This is a genomic window from Rathayibacter sp. AY1C5, from assembly GCF_002931705.1.
Lineage (GTDB): Bacteria > Actinomycetota > Actinomycetes > Actinomycetales > Microbacteriaceae > Rathayibacter.
Map to the genome: position 1 here is coordinate 248078 of NZ_PSWD01000001.1, position 13613 is coordinate 261690.

The following is a 13613-nucleotide window of genomic DNA, read 5'->3' on the forward strand; positions in this document are numbered from 1 at the left end:
AACGGCCCCGTCCCCGACCCGACAATCCGATGGGAAGCACCATGACCGACTCCGAGAAGTGGCAGTTCGAGACCAAGCAGATCCACTCGGGCGCCGCGCCGGACCCGGTGACCAAGGCCCGCGCGACGCCGATCTACCAGACCACCTCCTACGTCTTCGACAACGCGGAGCACGCCCAGAACCTGTTCGCGCTGGCCGAGTTCGGGAACATCTACACCCGCATCCAGAACCCGACCCAGGCGGTCGTGGAGGAGCGGCTCACCGCCCTCGAGGGCGGCTCCGGCGCCCTGCTGCTCGCCTCGGGCCAGGCCGCCGAGACCGCGGCCGTGCTGAACATCGCCCAGGCCGGCGACCACATCGTCTCGTCGTCCTCGATCTACGGCGGCACCTACAACCTCTTCAAGTACACCCTCGCCAAGCTCGGCATCGAGACGACCTTCGTCGAGAACCAGGACGACCGCGAGGAGTGGCGCCGCGCCGTCCGTCCGAACACGAAGCTGTTCTTCGCCGAGACCGTCGGCAACCCCAAGATCAACATCCTCGACATCCGCACCGTGGCCGATGTCGCGCACGACGCCGGCGTGCCCCTGATCGTGGACAACACCATCGCGACGCCCTACCTGATCCGCCCCTTCGAGCACGGCGCGGACATCATCGTGCACTCGGCGACGAAGTTCCTCGGCGGCCACGGCACGGTCATCGGCGGAGCGATCGTCGACGGCGGCCGCTTCTCGTGGACCGCGAACGCCGAGCGCTTCCCCGGCCTCACCACGCCGGACGAGTCCTACCACGGTGCCGTCTACACCGACGCGGTCGGCGACTCCCTCGCCTACATCATCAAGGCCCGCGTGCAGCTGCTGCGCGACCTCGGCGCCTCGATCGCCCCGGCGAGCGCCTGGCAGCTCATCCAGGGCATCGAGACCCTCTCGCTCCGGATCGAGCGCCACGTGCAGAACGCGCAGGAGATCGCGGAGTACCTCGAGAACCACTCCGACATCGCCTCGGTGAACTACTCGGGCCTGCCCACCTCGCCCTGGTACGCCGCGGCCAACCGCTACGCGCCGAAGGGCGTGGGCGCGGTGCTCTCGTTCGAGCTCAAGGGCGGAGTGGACGCCGGCCGGGCCTTCGTCGACTCGCTGGAGCTGTTCTCGCACCTGGCCAACATCGGCGACGTCCGCTCGCTCGTCATCCACCCCGCGTCGACCACGCACTCGCAGCTCTCGCCCGAGCAGCAGCTGACCGCCGGCGTCACTCCGGGCCTGGTGCGCCTGTCGGTGGGACTCGAGAACGTCGACGACCTCCGCGCCGACCTCGACCAGGCCCTCCGCGCCGCGCGCGCCGTCGTCGAGGCCTCCCGCGCGAACGCCTGAGGCCCCTCGGCGCCCTGACGGGGTCCCCGTCCGCGGGGATCGCGTCGGGGCGCTCCGCGCGCGGGCGGAGGAGCGCGGGAGCAGGGCGTAACAAACGGCTCCGCCCCGCGGCGCTCTGACACGATGGACAGCGCTATGGACTGGCAGCAGACACTCGAGGACACGGTCCCGTCGGCGTTCGTCACCGAGCGCCAGCTCCTCTCGGTCATCGGCAAGCCGCCCGCCACCGGAGCCTGGCGCGACGGCGACCACCCGGGCGGGCGCCGCTTCGTCGACCTCGGCCCGTTCGACTTCGAGGCGGGCGGCCGCCTCCCCCACGCCCGCGTCGCCTACGAGAGCTGGGGCGCGCTGAACGAGCGCCGCGACAACGCCGTCCTCGTCCTGCACGCGCTGACCGGCGACTCCCACCTGCTCGGCCGCGGCGATCCCGGCCACGCGACGGACGGCTGGTGGTCGGGACTCGTCGGCCCCGGCCTCGTGATCGACACCGACCGCTTCTTCGTGGTCGCCCCGAACATGCTCGGCGGCTGCCAGGGCTCCACCGGTCCCGCGTCCCTCGCCCCCGACGGCCACGAGTGGGGCGCACGGTTCCCGTACACGAGCATCCGCGACCAGGTACGAGCGCAGGTGCAGTTCAGCGACCTGCTCGGCGTCGAGCGCTGGCACACCGTCATCGGCGGGTCGATGGGCGGGATGCAGGCGCTGGAGTGGGGGATCGACCACGCGGAGCGGGTCGCGCGCCTCGCGGTCCTCGCCGCTCCCCCGCGGGCCACGGCCGACCAGATCGCCCTCAACTTCGTGCAGCTCGAAGCGATCCGCAACGACGCGGCCTTCGCGGGCGGCTCCTACTACGACGCCGGCGACGGCCAGGGCCCGTACCACGGCCTCGCGCTCGCCCGCCGGATGGCACTGCTCAACTACCGCAGCCCCTCCGAGCTCAACGACCGCTTCGAGCGCAGCTGGCAGTCGGGGCTCAGCCCGCTCGGCGGCGGCGGCCGCTTCGCCGTGGAGTCGTACCTCGACTTCCACGGCAACAAGTTCACCCGCCGCTTCGACGCGAACAGCTACATCACGCTCGTCGAGGCGATGAACTCGCACGACGTCGGCCGCGGCCGGGGCGGCGAGGCCGCCGCCCTCTCCCGGATCACCAGCCCGACCCTCGTCCTCGGCATCGACAGCGACCGGCTCTTCCCGGTCGAGGGCCAGCGGCTCATCGCGGCGCACGCTCCCGGCGCCCTCGACGGCGGAGAGGTCGCGGTGATCACCTCGACGTTCGGCCACGACGGGTTCCTCATCGAGGACGACGCGGTCGGCGCGCACCTCGCCCGGCTGCTGGCGCATCCCGCGACGGCCTGACCCGCCCGACCCCGGCGCGGTTCGACGCCCCGAACCGCTCCGACCGGCCCGGGCAGTGGCTATCGTGAGACGGGGGCCAGCCCCGCGCCACGACCGGAGGGGGCCAGAGCGTGCCGATGATCCGCAGCGCCCGCGAGCGCGACCGGCTGCTGCGCCACTCCGCCTGCGGGATCGGCCTGCTCACGGAGGCGGGGGCGCTCGGCATGGCCCTCATCCCCGGGACGCTCCAGCCCGCCGCCGTGCCGTTCGCCGTCGCGCTGCTCCTGGGCATGATGGCCGCCCACGTCGAGCTCGCCCGGACGGGGCGCCGCAGCCGAGTGATCGCCGTCGCCGTCGGCGGCCTGCTGCTGGGCTGGGGCCTCGCGCTTGGGCTCGCTCCGGGCGCCGACTTCGCCGGGTTCGTCCTGGTCAACACCGCGAACGCCGTGACCGCGAGCATCGCCGTGGTCGTGACGACGTCCGCGCGCCGACTGCTCCTGCTGCTGCCGGTGCTCCTCCCGAGCCTGATCCCGTCGGTGCTCGTCTCGAGCGGCACCATGATCCCCACCGTGGTCGTCCAGAGCCTGCTGCCCTGGGGCACGCTCTGCGGATTCGCCCTCTGGATCGGCACAGCGGTCCCTCGGGTGGTGCGGCGGATCGACAGCATCGGCAACGCGCACCGTGTGGAGCGCCTCGCCAGCGAGACGGAGGCGCAGCGCCGGCAGGGTGCGCGGCTCCTGCACGACACGGTGCTGGCCACCCTCACGCTCCTCGCGCACTCGGGCCGCGGAGTGTCGGTCGACGCGCTCCGGCAGCAGGCGGCGCAGGACGCGCAGCTCCTGCGCCAGCTCCGGCTCGGCGGGACCCCCACCCCGAGCGCGTCCGGCTCCTACCAGCTGACCAGCGTCACCTCCGCCCCCGCGGCCAACACCCTCGAGACCGTCCGCAACCGCTTCGGCCGGATGGGGCTCGACGTGATCTGGCACGGCTCCGGCCAGGTGGCGCTCACCGGCGCGGCCCTCGACTCCTTCGTCCTCGCCCTGGCGGAGTGCCTCGAGAACGTGCGCCGCCACTCCGGCGTCGCCTCGGCCGACGTGACGATCACCGAGGACGAGACGACCGTCCGCGCGATGGTCACGGACGCGGGCGCGGGCTTCGACATCGCGACCGTCCCCGACACGAAGCTCGGCTTCAAGGAGTCGGTGATCGCCCGGCTCGGCGACGTCGGCGGCCGCACCAGACTGTTCAGCGCCCCCGGATCGGGGACGACCGTGGTGCTGGAGGTCCCCAAGTGAGCCCCGCGCCGGAGTCGCGGGCCCCGCTGCTGGGACGCGTGCCCGCGACGCACGGCCGCTCCTCCCGGTCCGCCCGCTCGGTCCGCCGACAGCAGGAGGGGCTCGGCACCAACTACCTCGGCAGCGGCCTCAACGGCATCGCCGCCGCGATCCTCGCCTACGAGCTGCTGATCTTCCTCTCGACCTCCGCCCGCTACAGCGACCTCGCGCCCGCGGCGATCGCCTGGGTCCTCGTCGTCCTGGCCTTCGGGTCCACCGTCCTCGCGATCCACCTCGGCGGACGCCGCCTGCCGCTCCCGGTCTACCTCTGCTTCCTCGTCGCCGTCGGAGCCGCCGTCGTGCTCGACCTGGTGGCCGTGACCGACTCCGGCGCGGCCCGCACCGTCCCCACCGCCGCGGTCGCGGGCGCCGTCGCGCACGCCGCGCTGATCGTCCACCGGCGCGGGATCGAGATCCTCGCGGTGAGCGCCCTCGTCGCGATCGCCGAGGTGATCGCGTTCCTCTCGATGGAGTCGGGCGGCGCGGGCGCGCTCTCGGTGCGCATCAGCGCCCTCGTGGTGACGATCGCGCCGGCCGTCGTCGTGGTCGTGATGATGCGCGGATTCCGCCGGATGGTCCAGCTCGAGATCGACCGCGCCCTCGTGCAGAGCACCACGCTCGGCCCGCGCTACGCGGTCGGGATGCTCGCCTCGGAGGAGCTCGCACGGCTCGACCTCGCCGCCGAGCGCCTCCTCGCCGAGGTGGGCGACGGCTCGGTCCGCCTGCCCCTCGACGCCCAGCGCGCCGCCCATGCGACCTCGCTCGCCACCCAGCTCCGCCTCCACCTCATCGAGGGGCGGCGCGAGACCTGGCTGCACCACGCCGTGCTCGAGTCCGAGCTGCTCGCGCCGCTCGTCGAGCTCGACGACCCGGACGGCACCGCCGGACTCCTCGGACACCTGCAGCGCGACGGGCTCCTCTCGGCGATCTGGCTGATCGCCGACAGCGCGACCGGGCTCGCCGTGGTCCTCCACGTCGAGTCGGGCAGCCCCCGCGATCCCGGAGCCGGGACGGCCGCCCGAGGACTGCTCGTGCCGATCACGCTCCGCTCCTCAGGCGCGCCCTTGCGCGGCGTCGATCCTGCGACGTGGGAGGCTATCGCTCAGGTCGGCGTCTTCCGCGACACCTCGCGCGACGGGGAGCTCCGGATCGAGATCGACTGCCTGGTCGAGAATCCCGCCGACCGGTGAGCAGCCGCCGAGAGACCGCCGACGACCGCCGACCGAAGGACACCGATGACACCCACCGCTGACGCGAAGATCACTCTCGCGGTCGTGGACGACCACAAGATGCTCCTCGGAGCGCTCACGGAGTGGATCCGCGGAGCCGCCTCCGACATCCAGCTGGTGGCCGCGGTCGCCTCCTGGCCCGAGCTGCTCACGCACCCCGAGTTCCCCGTCGACGTCGTCCTCCTCGACCTCGACCTCAAGGACAACATCCCGATCTCGGTGAAGCTCTCGACCCTCAAGACCACCGGGGTGAAGACCGTGCTGATGAGCACCTACTCCGAGCCCGCCGTGGTCCGCGAGGCGCTCGCCTCCGGAGCCCTCGGCTACCTGGTGAAGACCGAGGACGCGGACATGATCGTCGAGGCGATCCGCGCGGCCAAGGACGGCCACTCCTACATCTCGCACGAGCTCGACATGGCGCTCTCCACCGGCGACTCCGACGGAGCGCCGAAGCTCAGCGCGCAGGAGCGCCGCGTGATGGCTCTCTACGGCGGCGGCGAGCCGGTGAAGTCGGTCGCGTTCGAGCTGGGCATCTCGGAGGAGACGGCGAAGTCGTACCTCAAGCGGATCCGCGAGAAGTACCGCGTCGTCGGCATCGACGTCGGCACGAAAGTGGCGCTCCGCAAGCGCGCCATCCACGACGGGATCCTCATCGAGACGGACTGAGTCCTCTTCCGCGGCGGTCCCCGCCCGCCGCGGCGCGGTCGGCTTCACGACGGGGTGCGTTCCGCAGAGCGAGGTGCGTCGCCCGGCATCGATCCGCTGACACGCGGATCACTGTCGGCGGGCTCCACGACGGCGCGGCGGTCCCCGCCCGCCACGGCGCGGTCGGCTTCACGACGGGGTGCGCTCCGCAGAGCGAGGTGCGACGCCCGGCATCGATCCGCCGGCACGCGGATCACTGTCGGCGGGCTCCACGACGGCGCGGCGGTCCCCGCCCGCCGCGGCGCGGTCGGCTTCACGACGTTGTGCGTTCCGCAGAGCGGGGTGCGTCGCCCGGCATCGATCCGCCGGCACGCGGATCGTTGTCGGCGGGCTCCACCTCGTCGAGCGGCGGCCACCTGCTCCTGCAGTCGAGCCGGGCGGGCGTGCCCGAGTCGTGCCGGTCGAGTCGCCGCGGGACGCGGCGTATCGAGACCCGCCAGGCACGGACAACGGGTCGATGCTGGTCGAGATGCCGCGGGACGCTGGGCATCGAGACCCACCGGACCGGGACTGCGAGTGCTCCTGCGGGCCCGCGTCAGGGGGCCAGGACGGCGACCGTCATGCCGGGCGTCGCGGCGGGGGCGTCCATCGCGGCGAGGGCGTCGGGCAGGTCCTCGAAGGCGATGGTGCGGCCGACGGAGTCGGCGGGGCGCAGACGGCCGGCGACGATGTCGTCGAGGAGGGCCGTGTAGCCGCTCCGGGCGATGCCGTGGCTGCCCAGCAGCTCCAGCTCCTGGGCGATGACCCGGCCGAGCGGGATCGCCGGTGCCGCGTCGGGCCCGAGGAGCAGACCCACCTGCACGTGCCGGCAGCGCGGACGCAGGGCGGCGATCGACGCCTCCGCGGTGACCCTGCTGCCGACGGCGTCGACCGCCAGATGCGCCCCTCCTCCGGTCGCCGCGCGGATCGCGTCGGCGGCACCCTCGCCTCCGGGGACGGTCACCGCCCCGAGCGCCGCCGCGGCCTCCCGCGCGGGAGCGGAGACATCCGACGCCACCACCCGGGCTCCGGCGGCGAGCGCCACGATCACCGCGGAGAGGCCGACTCCGCCGCAGCCCAGCACCGCGACCCACTCCCCCGGGGCGACCCGGCCGCGCTCGTGCAGGGCGTGGTACGCGGTCCCGAAGCGGCAGCCGAGACCGGCCGCCTCGACGAAGCCGACGGAGTCGGGCAGGCGCACCAGGTTCAGGTCCGCACCCGTCACGGCCACCGCCTCGGCGAACGACCCGTCGAGGGTGAATCCCGGCTGCTGCTGCCGGAGGCACACCTGCGTCGCCCCTTCCCGGCACTGCTCGCAGTCGCCGCAGGCGAACACGAACGGCGCCGTGACCCGGTCGCCGACCGCGAAGAGCGACACCTGGGCTCCCGTCGCGATCACCGTCCCGGCGAACTCGTGCCCGGGGATCTGCGGCAGGACGACCGAGTCGTCGTGCCCCTTCCACGCGTGCCAGTCGCTCCGGCACACCCCGGTCGCCGCGACGCGGACGACGACGCCGTCGACGGGGCAGACGGGCTCCGGGACCTCGACGATCGCGGGGAGGGCGGAGAAGGACGAGTAGCTCACGGCGCGCATGCCGAGAGTCTTCCAGAGGCCCGGGCGGCGCTCTGCTTACAGCGCGTCGACCGGGATGCCGCCGGTGCCCGGCTGGGCGGGCTCGCGGTGGACCGGGTAGACCGTGCCCCGGGCGCGGTCGATCGCGATGCTGCCGACGGCGAGCACGATTCCGGCCGCGGTCAGGCCCACGCCGACCCAGATGGGCGACAGGTAGCCCAGTCCGGCGGCGATCGTCAGGCCGCCGAGCGCGGCACCCACCGAGTTGCCGATGTTCAGGGCGGAGTGGTTGAGCGCGGCCGCGATCGTCTGGCTGTCGCGCGCCACGTCCATCAGCCGGGTCTGGATCGCGGGCGACGCGGCCGCCGAGAAGCCCGCCGAGAGGAACGCGAACACCACCAGGCCGACGACCGACGAGGCCGACAGCGCGAGTCCGATCAGCGAGACGCCGACGCCTGCGAAGAACACCACCAGCGCCCGCCGCACGTCGCGGTCGGCGGCCCAGCCGCCGACGAGGTTGCCGACGGTCATCCCGAGGCCGATGACGACCAGGATCCACGGGACCGCGCCGAGCGGCAGCCCCGTCACCTCGGTCGCGAGCGGCGAGATGTAGCTGTACATCGCGAAGAGTCCGCCGAAGCCGATGGCGCCGACGAGCAGGGTCATCCAGACCTGCAGGCGCCCGAACGCCCGCAGCTCGTTGCGGACGGTCGCCGCCGGATTCCCGGGCTGCGCGGGCACCAGAAGCTGGACGGCCACGACGGTCAGCGCGAAGAGCACCGCGACCACGAGGTAGGCGCTGCGCCAGCCGGCCACCTGCCCGACCCAGGTGATCGCGGGCACACCGACGACGTTCGCGATCGTGAGCCCGGAGAGGACGAACGCGACTCCCTTGCCGCGCTTGCCGGGACCCATCAGGTCGGCGGCGACCAGGGAGGCGATGCCGAAGTAGGCGCCGTGCGGGAGGGCGGCGACGAAGCGCGCGGCGAGGACGAGCGGGAAGCTCGGGAGCAGCGCCGAGCCGATCGTCCCGACGGTGAAGGCGACGAGGAGGGTCAGGAGGAGCCTCTTGCGCGGCCAGCGCGCCGCTGCGGCGGCGATGGTGGGGGCGCCGACCACGACACCGAGCGCGTAGGCCGAGATCAGCATCCCCGCCTGCGAGACGGCCTGCTCCTGGCTCGCGGCCCAGACCCCGGGGAGGAGGTCGGCGGCGAGCTGCGGGAGGAGCCCCATCGCGACGAACTCGGTCGAGCCGATGCCGAAGCCCCCCATCGCGAGGGCGAGCAGGGCGAGGCGGGTCCGAGCGGGCGAGAGCGTCACCGGTCAAGGCTACTCAGGATCGGGCGGATGTCGAATCGATTCGAGAAAGCCCGGACACGAGAGGTCTCGGCGCGGACCCGCTACTCCCCCAGCGCGTCGTTCAGCCGGGCGATCTTGCCGTCGATCTCGCCCGAGTAGCCGGGGCGGATGTCCGCCTTCAGGACGAGCGACACGCGCGTCCCGAACGCTCCGACGGCCTCCGTCGCGCGCTTGACGACGTCGAAGACCTCGTCCCACTCCCCCTCGATCTCGGTGAACATCGAGGTCGTCCGCGACGGCAGGCCGCTCTCGCGGACGATGCGGACGGCGGCGGCGACGGCGTCGTGGACGGACGCGTCGGGCGCCTCGCCCCCGGACGGTGCGACCGAGAATGCGACGAGCATGGGAGCCTCCTTGACTGCGCGCACCGCGTGCCGGCCCCGCGCCCTCCGAGCCTACGAGCCCTGGGGCGCCAGGCGGGTCTCGCCGGTCAGCGACGACGCGGAAGTCGTGGCGCCGGGTGCGACGACCCGCGCCGTCCCCATCCTCCACAGCTCGCGCAGCAGCCAGCCGAGCAGCACCACGAGGAGGATGTTCCGTACGGTCAGCACGAGCACCATCCACCAGTGCGACCAGAGGAGGAAGAGGTAGAGGTACGGGTAGACCACCTGGGTCAGAGCCGCAGTGACGAGCGTCAGCTTCGCGGGCCGGTCGAACGCGCCGTCGCGGCACGCGATCAGCCCAGCGATCACCGGCGGCGCGAGCCAGACGATGTACTGCGGCGAGAGCACCTTGTTGGTGTCGATGAACACGACCACGAAGGTCAGCGCGAGCAGCGGGAACAGCCTGGCGGGGTCCGCCCGGCGGGCGAGAGCACGGGCACCCAGCAGGGCCACGCCGAGCATGGCCAGAGCGAGCAGCGGGGTCATCAGGCTCGCCGCGAACTCGGTGCCGGGCCCGTGCATCTCGAAGGTGTTGATGTCGGCGGCGTAGTAGACGTAGCTCCCCGATCCCGGGAGGACCGACAGCCACATCCAGGGAGTGCTCACGACGGCCTCGATCTGGAGGCCCCGATCGGTCTGGTCGGTGACGAAGCTGAAGACCTGGTCCCCGCCGCCGACGAGGACGACCGCGAGCACGATGATCACGGAGGCGACCGCGGGGACGAGGATCATCCGCAGCCGTCCGCGCAGGACCAGCACGGCAGCGGCGAGGATCGCGGCCGGCCACACCTTGATCCAGGTGGCCACGGTCAGCAGCAGCGCCGCGACGCCCGGACGGGTCGCCGCCCAGAGCATCCCGGCGATGGCCGGCGGCGCAGTGAAGGCGTCGATGCGGCCGATCGCGATCGGCCCGAGGAGGACGAGGAACAGCAGCCACCAGCGCGCCGCGGCGAGGCGCGGCGCCGACCGGCCGCGCAGCAGCAGGGCGAAGGCGGCGGCGTCGGCGAGCGCGACGAGGACGAGCCACATCAGGTCGTAGCCCGCCGAGCCGAAGAGCCAGGAGGCGGCGATCGGGCCCCAGGCGAGGATCGGGTAGACCCAGCCCGTGTCGATCCCGGCGATGCCGCCGCCCTCGACGGCGGTCCTCATCCACTCCTTGTAGACGATGCTGACGTCGCCCATCGGCAGACCCGGAGCGAACAGCGCCAGGAGGGAGAGCACCACGTGCACCAGCGCGAAGGCGCCCCAGAGCACGGCGACGGAGTCGCGGTTCTCGCGCAGCCGGGCGAGGGGGCGGGAGGACGCTCGAGGAGGGGAGGACGGCACCGCGTCATTGTAGAGGGGCCGCTGAACGGGACCCTGGCAGCACCTGAGCCCGCCTGAGAGCGCCGCTCCCGCCGGGCATCGGTTGCCCGGCGGCGTCGGTCGCCGCCGGGCGTCAGCAGCCGGCATCACAACCCGATGAACTCAGTAGCCGGCGAACGCGTCGGTGCGGATCCGCTTCGCCCCGGCACCGCGCAGGGCGCCGCGGACCGAGTCGACGAACGACGGCGACCCGGAGACGTAGCCCACGCGGCGGCCGGCGTCCGGCACCGCGTCCGCGAGCAGCTCGGCGGCCAGTCGGCCTGTGACGTGCGACCACCGTGCGGGCAGGTCGGTCGGCGCCTCCTTCGAGCAGAGCACGACCCGGGCCCCCGACTCCTGCAGCAGGTCGCGGTACGCGACCTCGGCGAGGCTCGGCGCGGCGACCACGACGACGACGTCGCGCCGCGGACCGTCCGCGAGCGAGCGGAGCTGACTGGCGAACGGGGTGATCCCGATGCCGCCCGCCACCAGCAGCAGTGGCACGGCGGGATCGGCAGGCAGGACGAAGTCACCGCCGACGCTCGTCGCCCGGAGCGAGTCGCCGGGCTCCAGAGCGGCGAGGGCGCGCTTGAAGCTGCTCGCCTTCTCCGGCATCCGCAGGGCGATCGCGATCTCGCCGTCGGACGGAGCGGAGGAGACCGAGAAGGTGCGCCGGCTGCCCCGGCTGTCGGCGCGGTGCGGCAGGTCGAGCTCGAGCCACTGGCCCGGCTCGAAGGTCAGCGGCGAGCGGGAGCGGAAGCGGTACTCCGCGATGCCCGGCGCCAGCACGCGGGTCGAGGCGAGCTCGAGCGTGTGCCGCCGACGCTGGCGGAATGCGAAGGCGAACGCGAGGGCGTTGCCGACCACGAGGCCCAGCTCCGGAGTGGCGGAGACGACGCCGATGTGGAAGGGGACGCTCGCCACGAGCGCTGCGACGACCGCGATGATCAGCTGCTGCGAGCGGCGCGGCGCGAGCGTGAGCGGCTCCGTCAGCATGAAGGCGCCGGCGAAGACGAAGGGGTAGGCCGTGAGGACCAGAGCCGCCGCGGCGCCGAGGTCCTGGCCGTTCTGCACCGCCTGCTGCACGGACACCCCGCCGGCGACGACGACGAAGACGGCGAAGACGGCCCAGCGGCGGACCCGCGCGACGATCAGGAGGGAACCCACGACGACGAACGGCCAGATCGCGCCACTGGCGATCCACCAGGCTCCGGCGTTGAGCCCGGTGAAGCCGATGATCAGCACGGCGACCGCGGCCGGGTTGAAGAGGTGGCGGCCCCGCCAGGCCAGGACGTACTTGGACGCGGCGGCGATCGCGCCGACGAGCGCGATCACGGCGAGCCCGCGGGGATCGGCCGTCGGGAAGAGCAGGCAGGCGATCAGCAGACCGGTGACGAGCGAGGACTCCAGGTGCGCGCGGCTGCGGAACAGCCGCGCGAGGACCGCGCTGACCAGGGCCGTCGAGGCGACGGCGACGAGCGTCGTGCCGAGGATCTCGAGCGGCGTCGAGAAGATCAGGCCGGCTGCGGCGTAGCCGACGGCGACGAGCAGGAGCGCGGCGAGCGTCATCCAGACCAGCCGGTAGGTGGTGACGCGGCCGAGGGCGCGGTCGAAGGTGCCGATCATCGGAAGACCTCTCCGGGGAAGGAAGGCGAGTAGTGGAGGGTGCCGTCGCTGCGGACGCGGACGAACTCGAAGTCGAAGCGCTCGGCGAGGGCCTCGGGCGGACAGACGAACAGCGCGGTCGCGAGCCCGTCGGCGACGAGGGCCGTGTCGGCCACCGCCCAGGCGGCGACGATGCTCTCGACCGGAGCTCCGGTCCGCCCGTCGAGGACGTGGTGGAGGCCGCTGCCCCAGGCGCGGCGGTTGCTCGCCGAGCCGCAGAGCGCGCGGTCGCCGGGCACCGCCACTCCCAGTGCGCTGCTCGGGTCCCACGGGTGCTCGAGGCCGACCCGGACGGGTCCGGCTCCGATGCCCCGGAGGTCGCCGCTCGCGTCGACGACGGCGGGCCCGGCTCCGTCGAGCTCCTCGAGGACGAGGTCGACGAGCTGGCCCTTGCCCGCGGCGCCGACGTCGACGACGGTCCCGGGCTCGACCCGCAGTCCCGCCGCCCCGCGTCGGGCGGCGGCCCAGGAGGGAGCGGGGACGGCGGGTCCGCGCGGGACGAGGGTGTACGCGGAGTCGTAGCCGAGCTGCTCGAGAGAGCCGCCGACGAAGGGGGTGACCGCCCCGCCGGTCAGCTCGTCGAGCACGTCGTACAGTGCGAAGAGGTCGGCCGCCTCGTCGGGGAAGACGTGCTCGCCTCCGACCCGCAGCTGCGAGACGGCGGAGTCGTCACGGAACCGCGACCAGGTGCGGTCGTACTCCGCGATGCGCGCCTCGACCCGCGAGCGGTGGGAGGGCTCGAGCGGCTCGGCGGTGTCGATCTGCCAGCCGGTGCCGATCGCGTCGAACCGCCACGCGTGGCCGAGGACCGTCGGGGCGTCAGGCCGTGGCATCGGCCTTGATGGTCTCGACGGCGTCGTTGAAGCCGCCGGAGGTGAGGGAGGACCCCGACACCTTGGAGACCTTCAGCTCGTCGAGCTGCTTGCCGACGACCTCGCCCGCGATGCCACCCGCGAAGCGCGACTGGTACTGCTGGCCGGTGGGGTTCTCCGACTCCGGGGTCACGGTCACGTCGGTGACGACGCCGTCGGCGAGGGTCAGCGAGACGCCCACCTTCTCGTTCCCTCCGGGCGAGGTGTAGGCGCCCTCGGCCTCGTAGGTGCCGTCGGCGTAGCTGCTGCCGCTCGCGGCGGAGGACGCGGCGCCGGTCGCCTCGGGGGCGGAGCTGGTGGCGGTGCTCGGAGCGGTGGTGGTCGCCGCGTCGGCGGCGTCGCTCCCGGTCGTGGTGGTGCTGGAGCAAGCGGCGAGCGCGGCGAGGGTGCCGGCGCCGGCGAGGAGGGTCAGGGCGTAGCGGGCGGGAGTCGTGGTCTTCGCGGTCATGTCTGTTCTCCTGGTCA

Annotated in this window: 12 protein-coding genes; 5 read left to right on the forward strand and 7 right to left on the reverse strand. The window is 73.2% G+C overall.

Annotation, left to right across the window (positions count from 1 at the left end; translation table 11 throughout):
- The first annotated feature begins 41 nt into the window (after nucleotides 1–41).
- The 5 genes from C5C57_RS01160 (at nucleotide 42) to C5C57_RS01180 (ending at nucleotide 5934) form a co-directional block, all read left to right on the forward strand.
- Complete coding sequence (locus tag C5C57_RS01160; protein WP_104237865.1) at nucleotides 42–1370, forward strand: bifunctional o-acetylhomoserine/o-acetylserine sulfhydrylase; 1329 nt, start codon at nucleotides 42–44, stop codon at nucleotides 1368–1370.
- 135 nt (nucleotides 1371–1505) lie between these two features.
- On the forward strand, nucleotides 1506–2726 hold the full coding sequence (locus C5C57_RS01165) for a homoserine O-acetyltransferase (protein WP_104297187.1): 1221 nt from the start codon (nucleotides 1506–1508) through the stop codon (nucleotides 2724–2726).
- Nucleotides 2727–2842: 116 nt separating this feature from the next.
- A complete protein-coding gene (locus tag C5C57_RS01170) occupies nucleotides 2843–4000 on the forward strand; it encodes a sensor histidine kinase (protein ID WP_104224445.1) in 1158 nt (385 codons plus the stop codon).
- A gap of 38 nt (nucleotides 4001–4038) precedes the next feature.
- Nucleotides 4039–5229, forward strand: a complete 1191-nt coding sequence (locus tag C5C57_RS01175) for a hypothetical protein (protein WP_146082321.1) — start codon at nucleotides 4039–4041, stop codon at nucleotides 5227–5229.
- Nucleotides 5230–5274: 45 nt separating this feature from the next.
- A complete protein-coding gene (locus C5C57_RS01180; RefSeq protein WP_104224447.1) occupies nucleotides 5275–5934 on the forward strand; it encodes a response regulator in 660 nt (219 codons plus the stop codon).
- Between the two features lie 574 nt (nucleotides 5935–6508).
- Here the strand turns inward: C5C57_RS01180 and C5C57_RS01185 are convergent.
- The 7 genes from C5C57_RS01185 to C5C57_RS01215 form a co-directional block, all read right to left on the reverse strand.
- Nucleotides 6509–7546: an alcohol dehydrogenase catalytic domain-containing protein gene (locus tag C5C57_RS01185; protein ID WP_104297189.1), complete on the reverse strand. Its 1038-nt coding sequence runs from the start codon at nucleotides 7544–7546 to the stop codon at nucleotides 6509–6511.
- A 36-nt stretch (nucleotides 7547–7582) separates the two neighbouring features.
- Entirely contained in the window at nucleotides 7583–8797 is a 1215-nt protein-coding gene (locus C5C57_RS01190; protein ID WP_104297225.1) for an MFS transporter, read from the reverse strand.
- Nucleotides 8798–8925: 128 nt separating this feature from the next.
- Nucleotides 8926–9228, reverse strand: coding sequence for a thiamine-binding protein (locus C5C57_RS01195; protein ID WP_104224449.1), 303 nt, complete (start codon nucleotides 9226–9228; stop codon nucleotides 8926–8928).
- A gap of 51 nt (nucleotides 9229–9279) precedes the next feature.
- Complete coding sequence (locus C5C57_RS01200) at nucleotides 9280–10593, reverse strand: glycosyltransferase 87 family protein (protein ID WP_104225503.1); 1314 nt, start codon at nucleotides 10591–10593, stop codon at nucleotides 9280–9282.
- Between the two features lie 141 nt (nucleotides 10594–10734).
- The gene (locus C5C57_RS01205) at nucleotides 10735–12237 is read right to left on the reverse strand and encodes an oxidoreductase (RefSeq protein ID WP_104297191.1); all 1503 of its coding nucleotides are present in this window, start codon (nucleotides 12235–12237) and stop codon (nucleotides 10735–10737) included.
- Nucleotides 12234–13109: an FAD:protein FMN transferase gene (locus tag C5C57_RS01210; RefSeq protein ID WP_104297192.1), complete on the reverse strand. Its 876-nt coding sequence runs from the start codon at nucleotides 13107–13109 to the stop codon at nucleotides 12234–12236. Before C5C57_RS01210 ends, C5C57_RS01205 begins: the two co-directional genes overlap by 4 nt.
- Nucleotides 13096–13596 (reverse strand): FMN-binding protein, encoded by a 501-nt coding sequence (locus C5C57_RS01215; protein WP_104224453.1) that lies wholly within the window; start codon nucleotides 13594–13596, stop codon nucleotides 13096–13098. The genes C5C57_RS01210 and C5C57_RS01215 overlap by 14 nt, the downstream gene beginning before the upstream one ends.
- Nucleotides 13597–13613: the final 17 nt, after the last annotated feature.

Excerpts from the sequence above, each read along its gene's own strand:
- C5C57_RS01190 (WP_104297225.1), bottom strand. The coding sequence starts at position 8,797 with ATGGGGGGCTTCGGCATCGGCTCGACCGAGTTCGTCGCGATGGGGCTC.
- C5C57_RS01185 (WP_104297189.1), bottom strand. The coding sequence starts at position 7,546 with ATGCGCGCCGTGAGCTACTCGTCCTTCTCCGCCCTCCCCGCGATCGTC.
- C5C57_RS01180 (WP_104224447.1), top strand. The coding sequence starts at position 5,275 with ATGACACCCACCGCTGACGCGAAGATCACTCTCGCGGTCGTGGACGAC.
- C5C57_RS01210 (WP_104297192.1), bottom strand. The coding sequence starts at position 13,109 with ATGCCACGGCCTGACGCCCCGACGGTCCTCGGCCACGCGTGGCGGTTC.
- C5C57_RS01205 (WP_104297191.1), bottom strand. The coding sequence starts at position 12,237 with ATGATCGGCACCTTCGACCGCGCCCTCGGCCGCGTCACCACCTACCGG.
- C5C57_RS01170 (WP_104224445.1), top strand. The coding sequence starts at position 2,843 with ATGATCCGCAGCGCCCGCGAGCGCGACCGGCTGCTGCGCCACTCCGCC.
- C5C57_RS01165 (WP_104297187.1), top strand. The coding sequence starts at position 1,506 with ATGGACTGGCAGCAGACACTCGAGGACACGGTCCCGTCGGCGTTCGTC.
- C5C57_RS01160 (WP_104237865.1), top strand. The coding sequence starts at position 42 with ATGACCGACTCCGAGAAGTGGCAGTTCGAGACCAAGCAGATCCACTCG.
- C5C57_RS01195 (WP_104224449.1), bottom strand. The coding sequence starts at position 9,228 with ATGCTCGTCGCATTCTCGGTCGCACCGTCCGGGGGCGAGGCGCCCGAC.
- C5C57_RS01215 (WP_104224453.1), bottom strand. The coding sequence starts at position 13,596 with ATGACCGCGAAGACCACGACTCCCGCCCGCTACGCCCTGACCCTCCTC.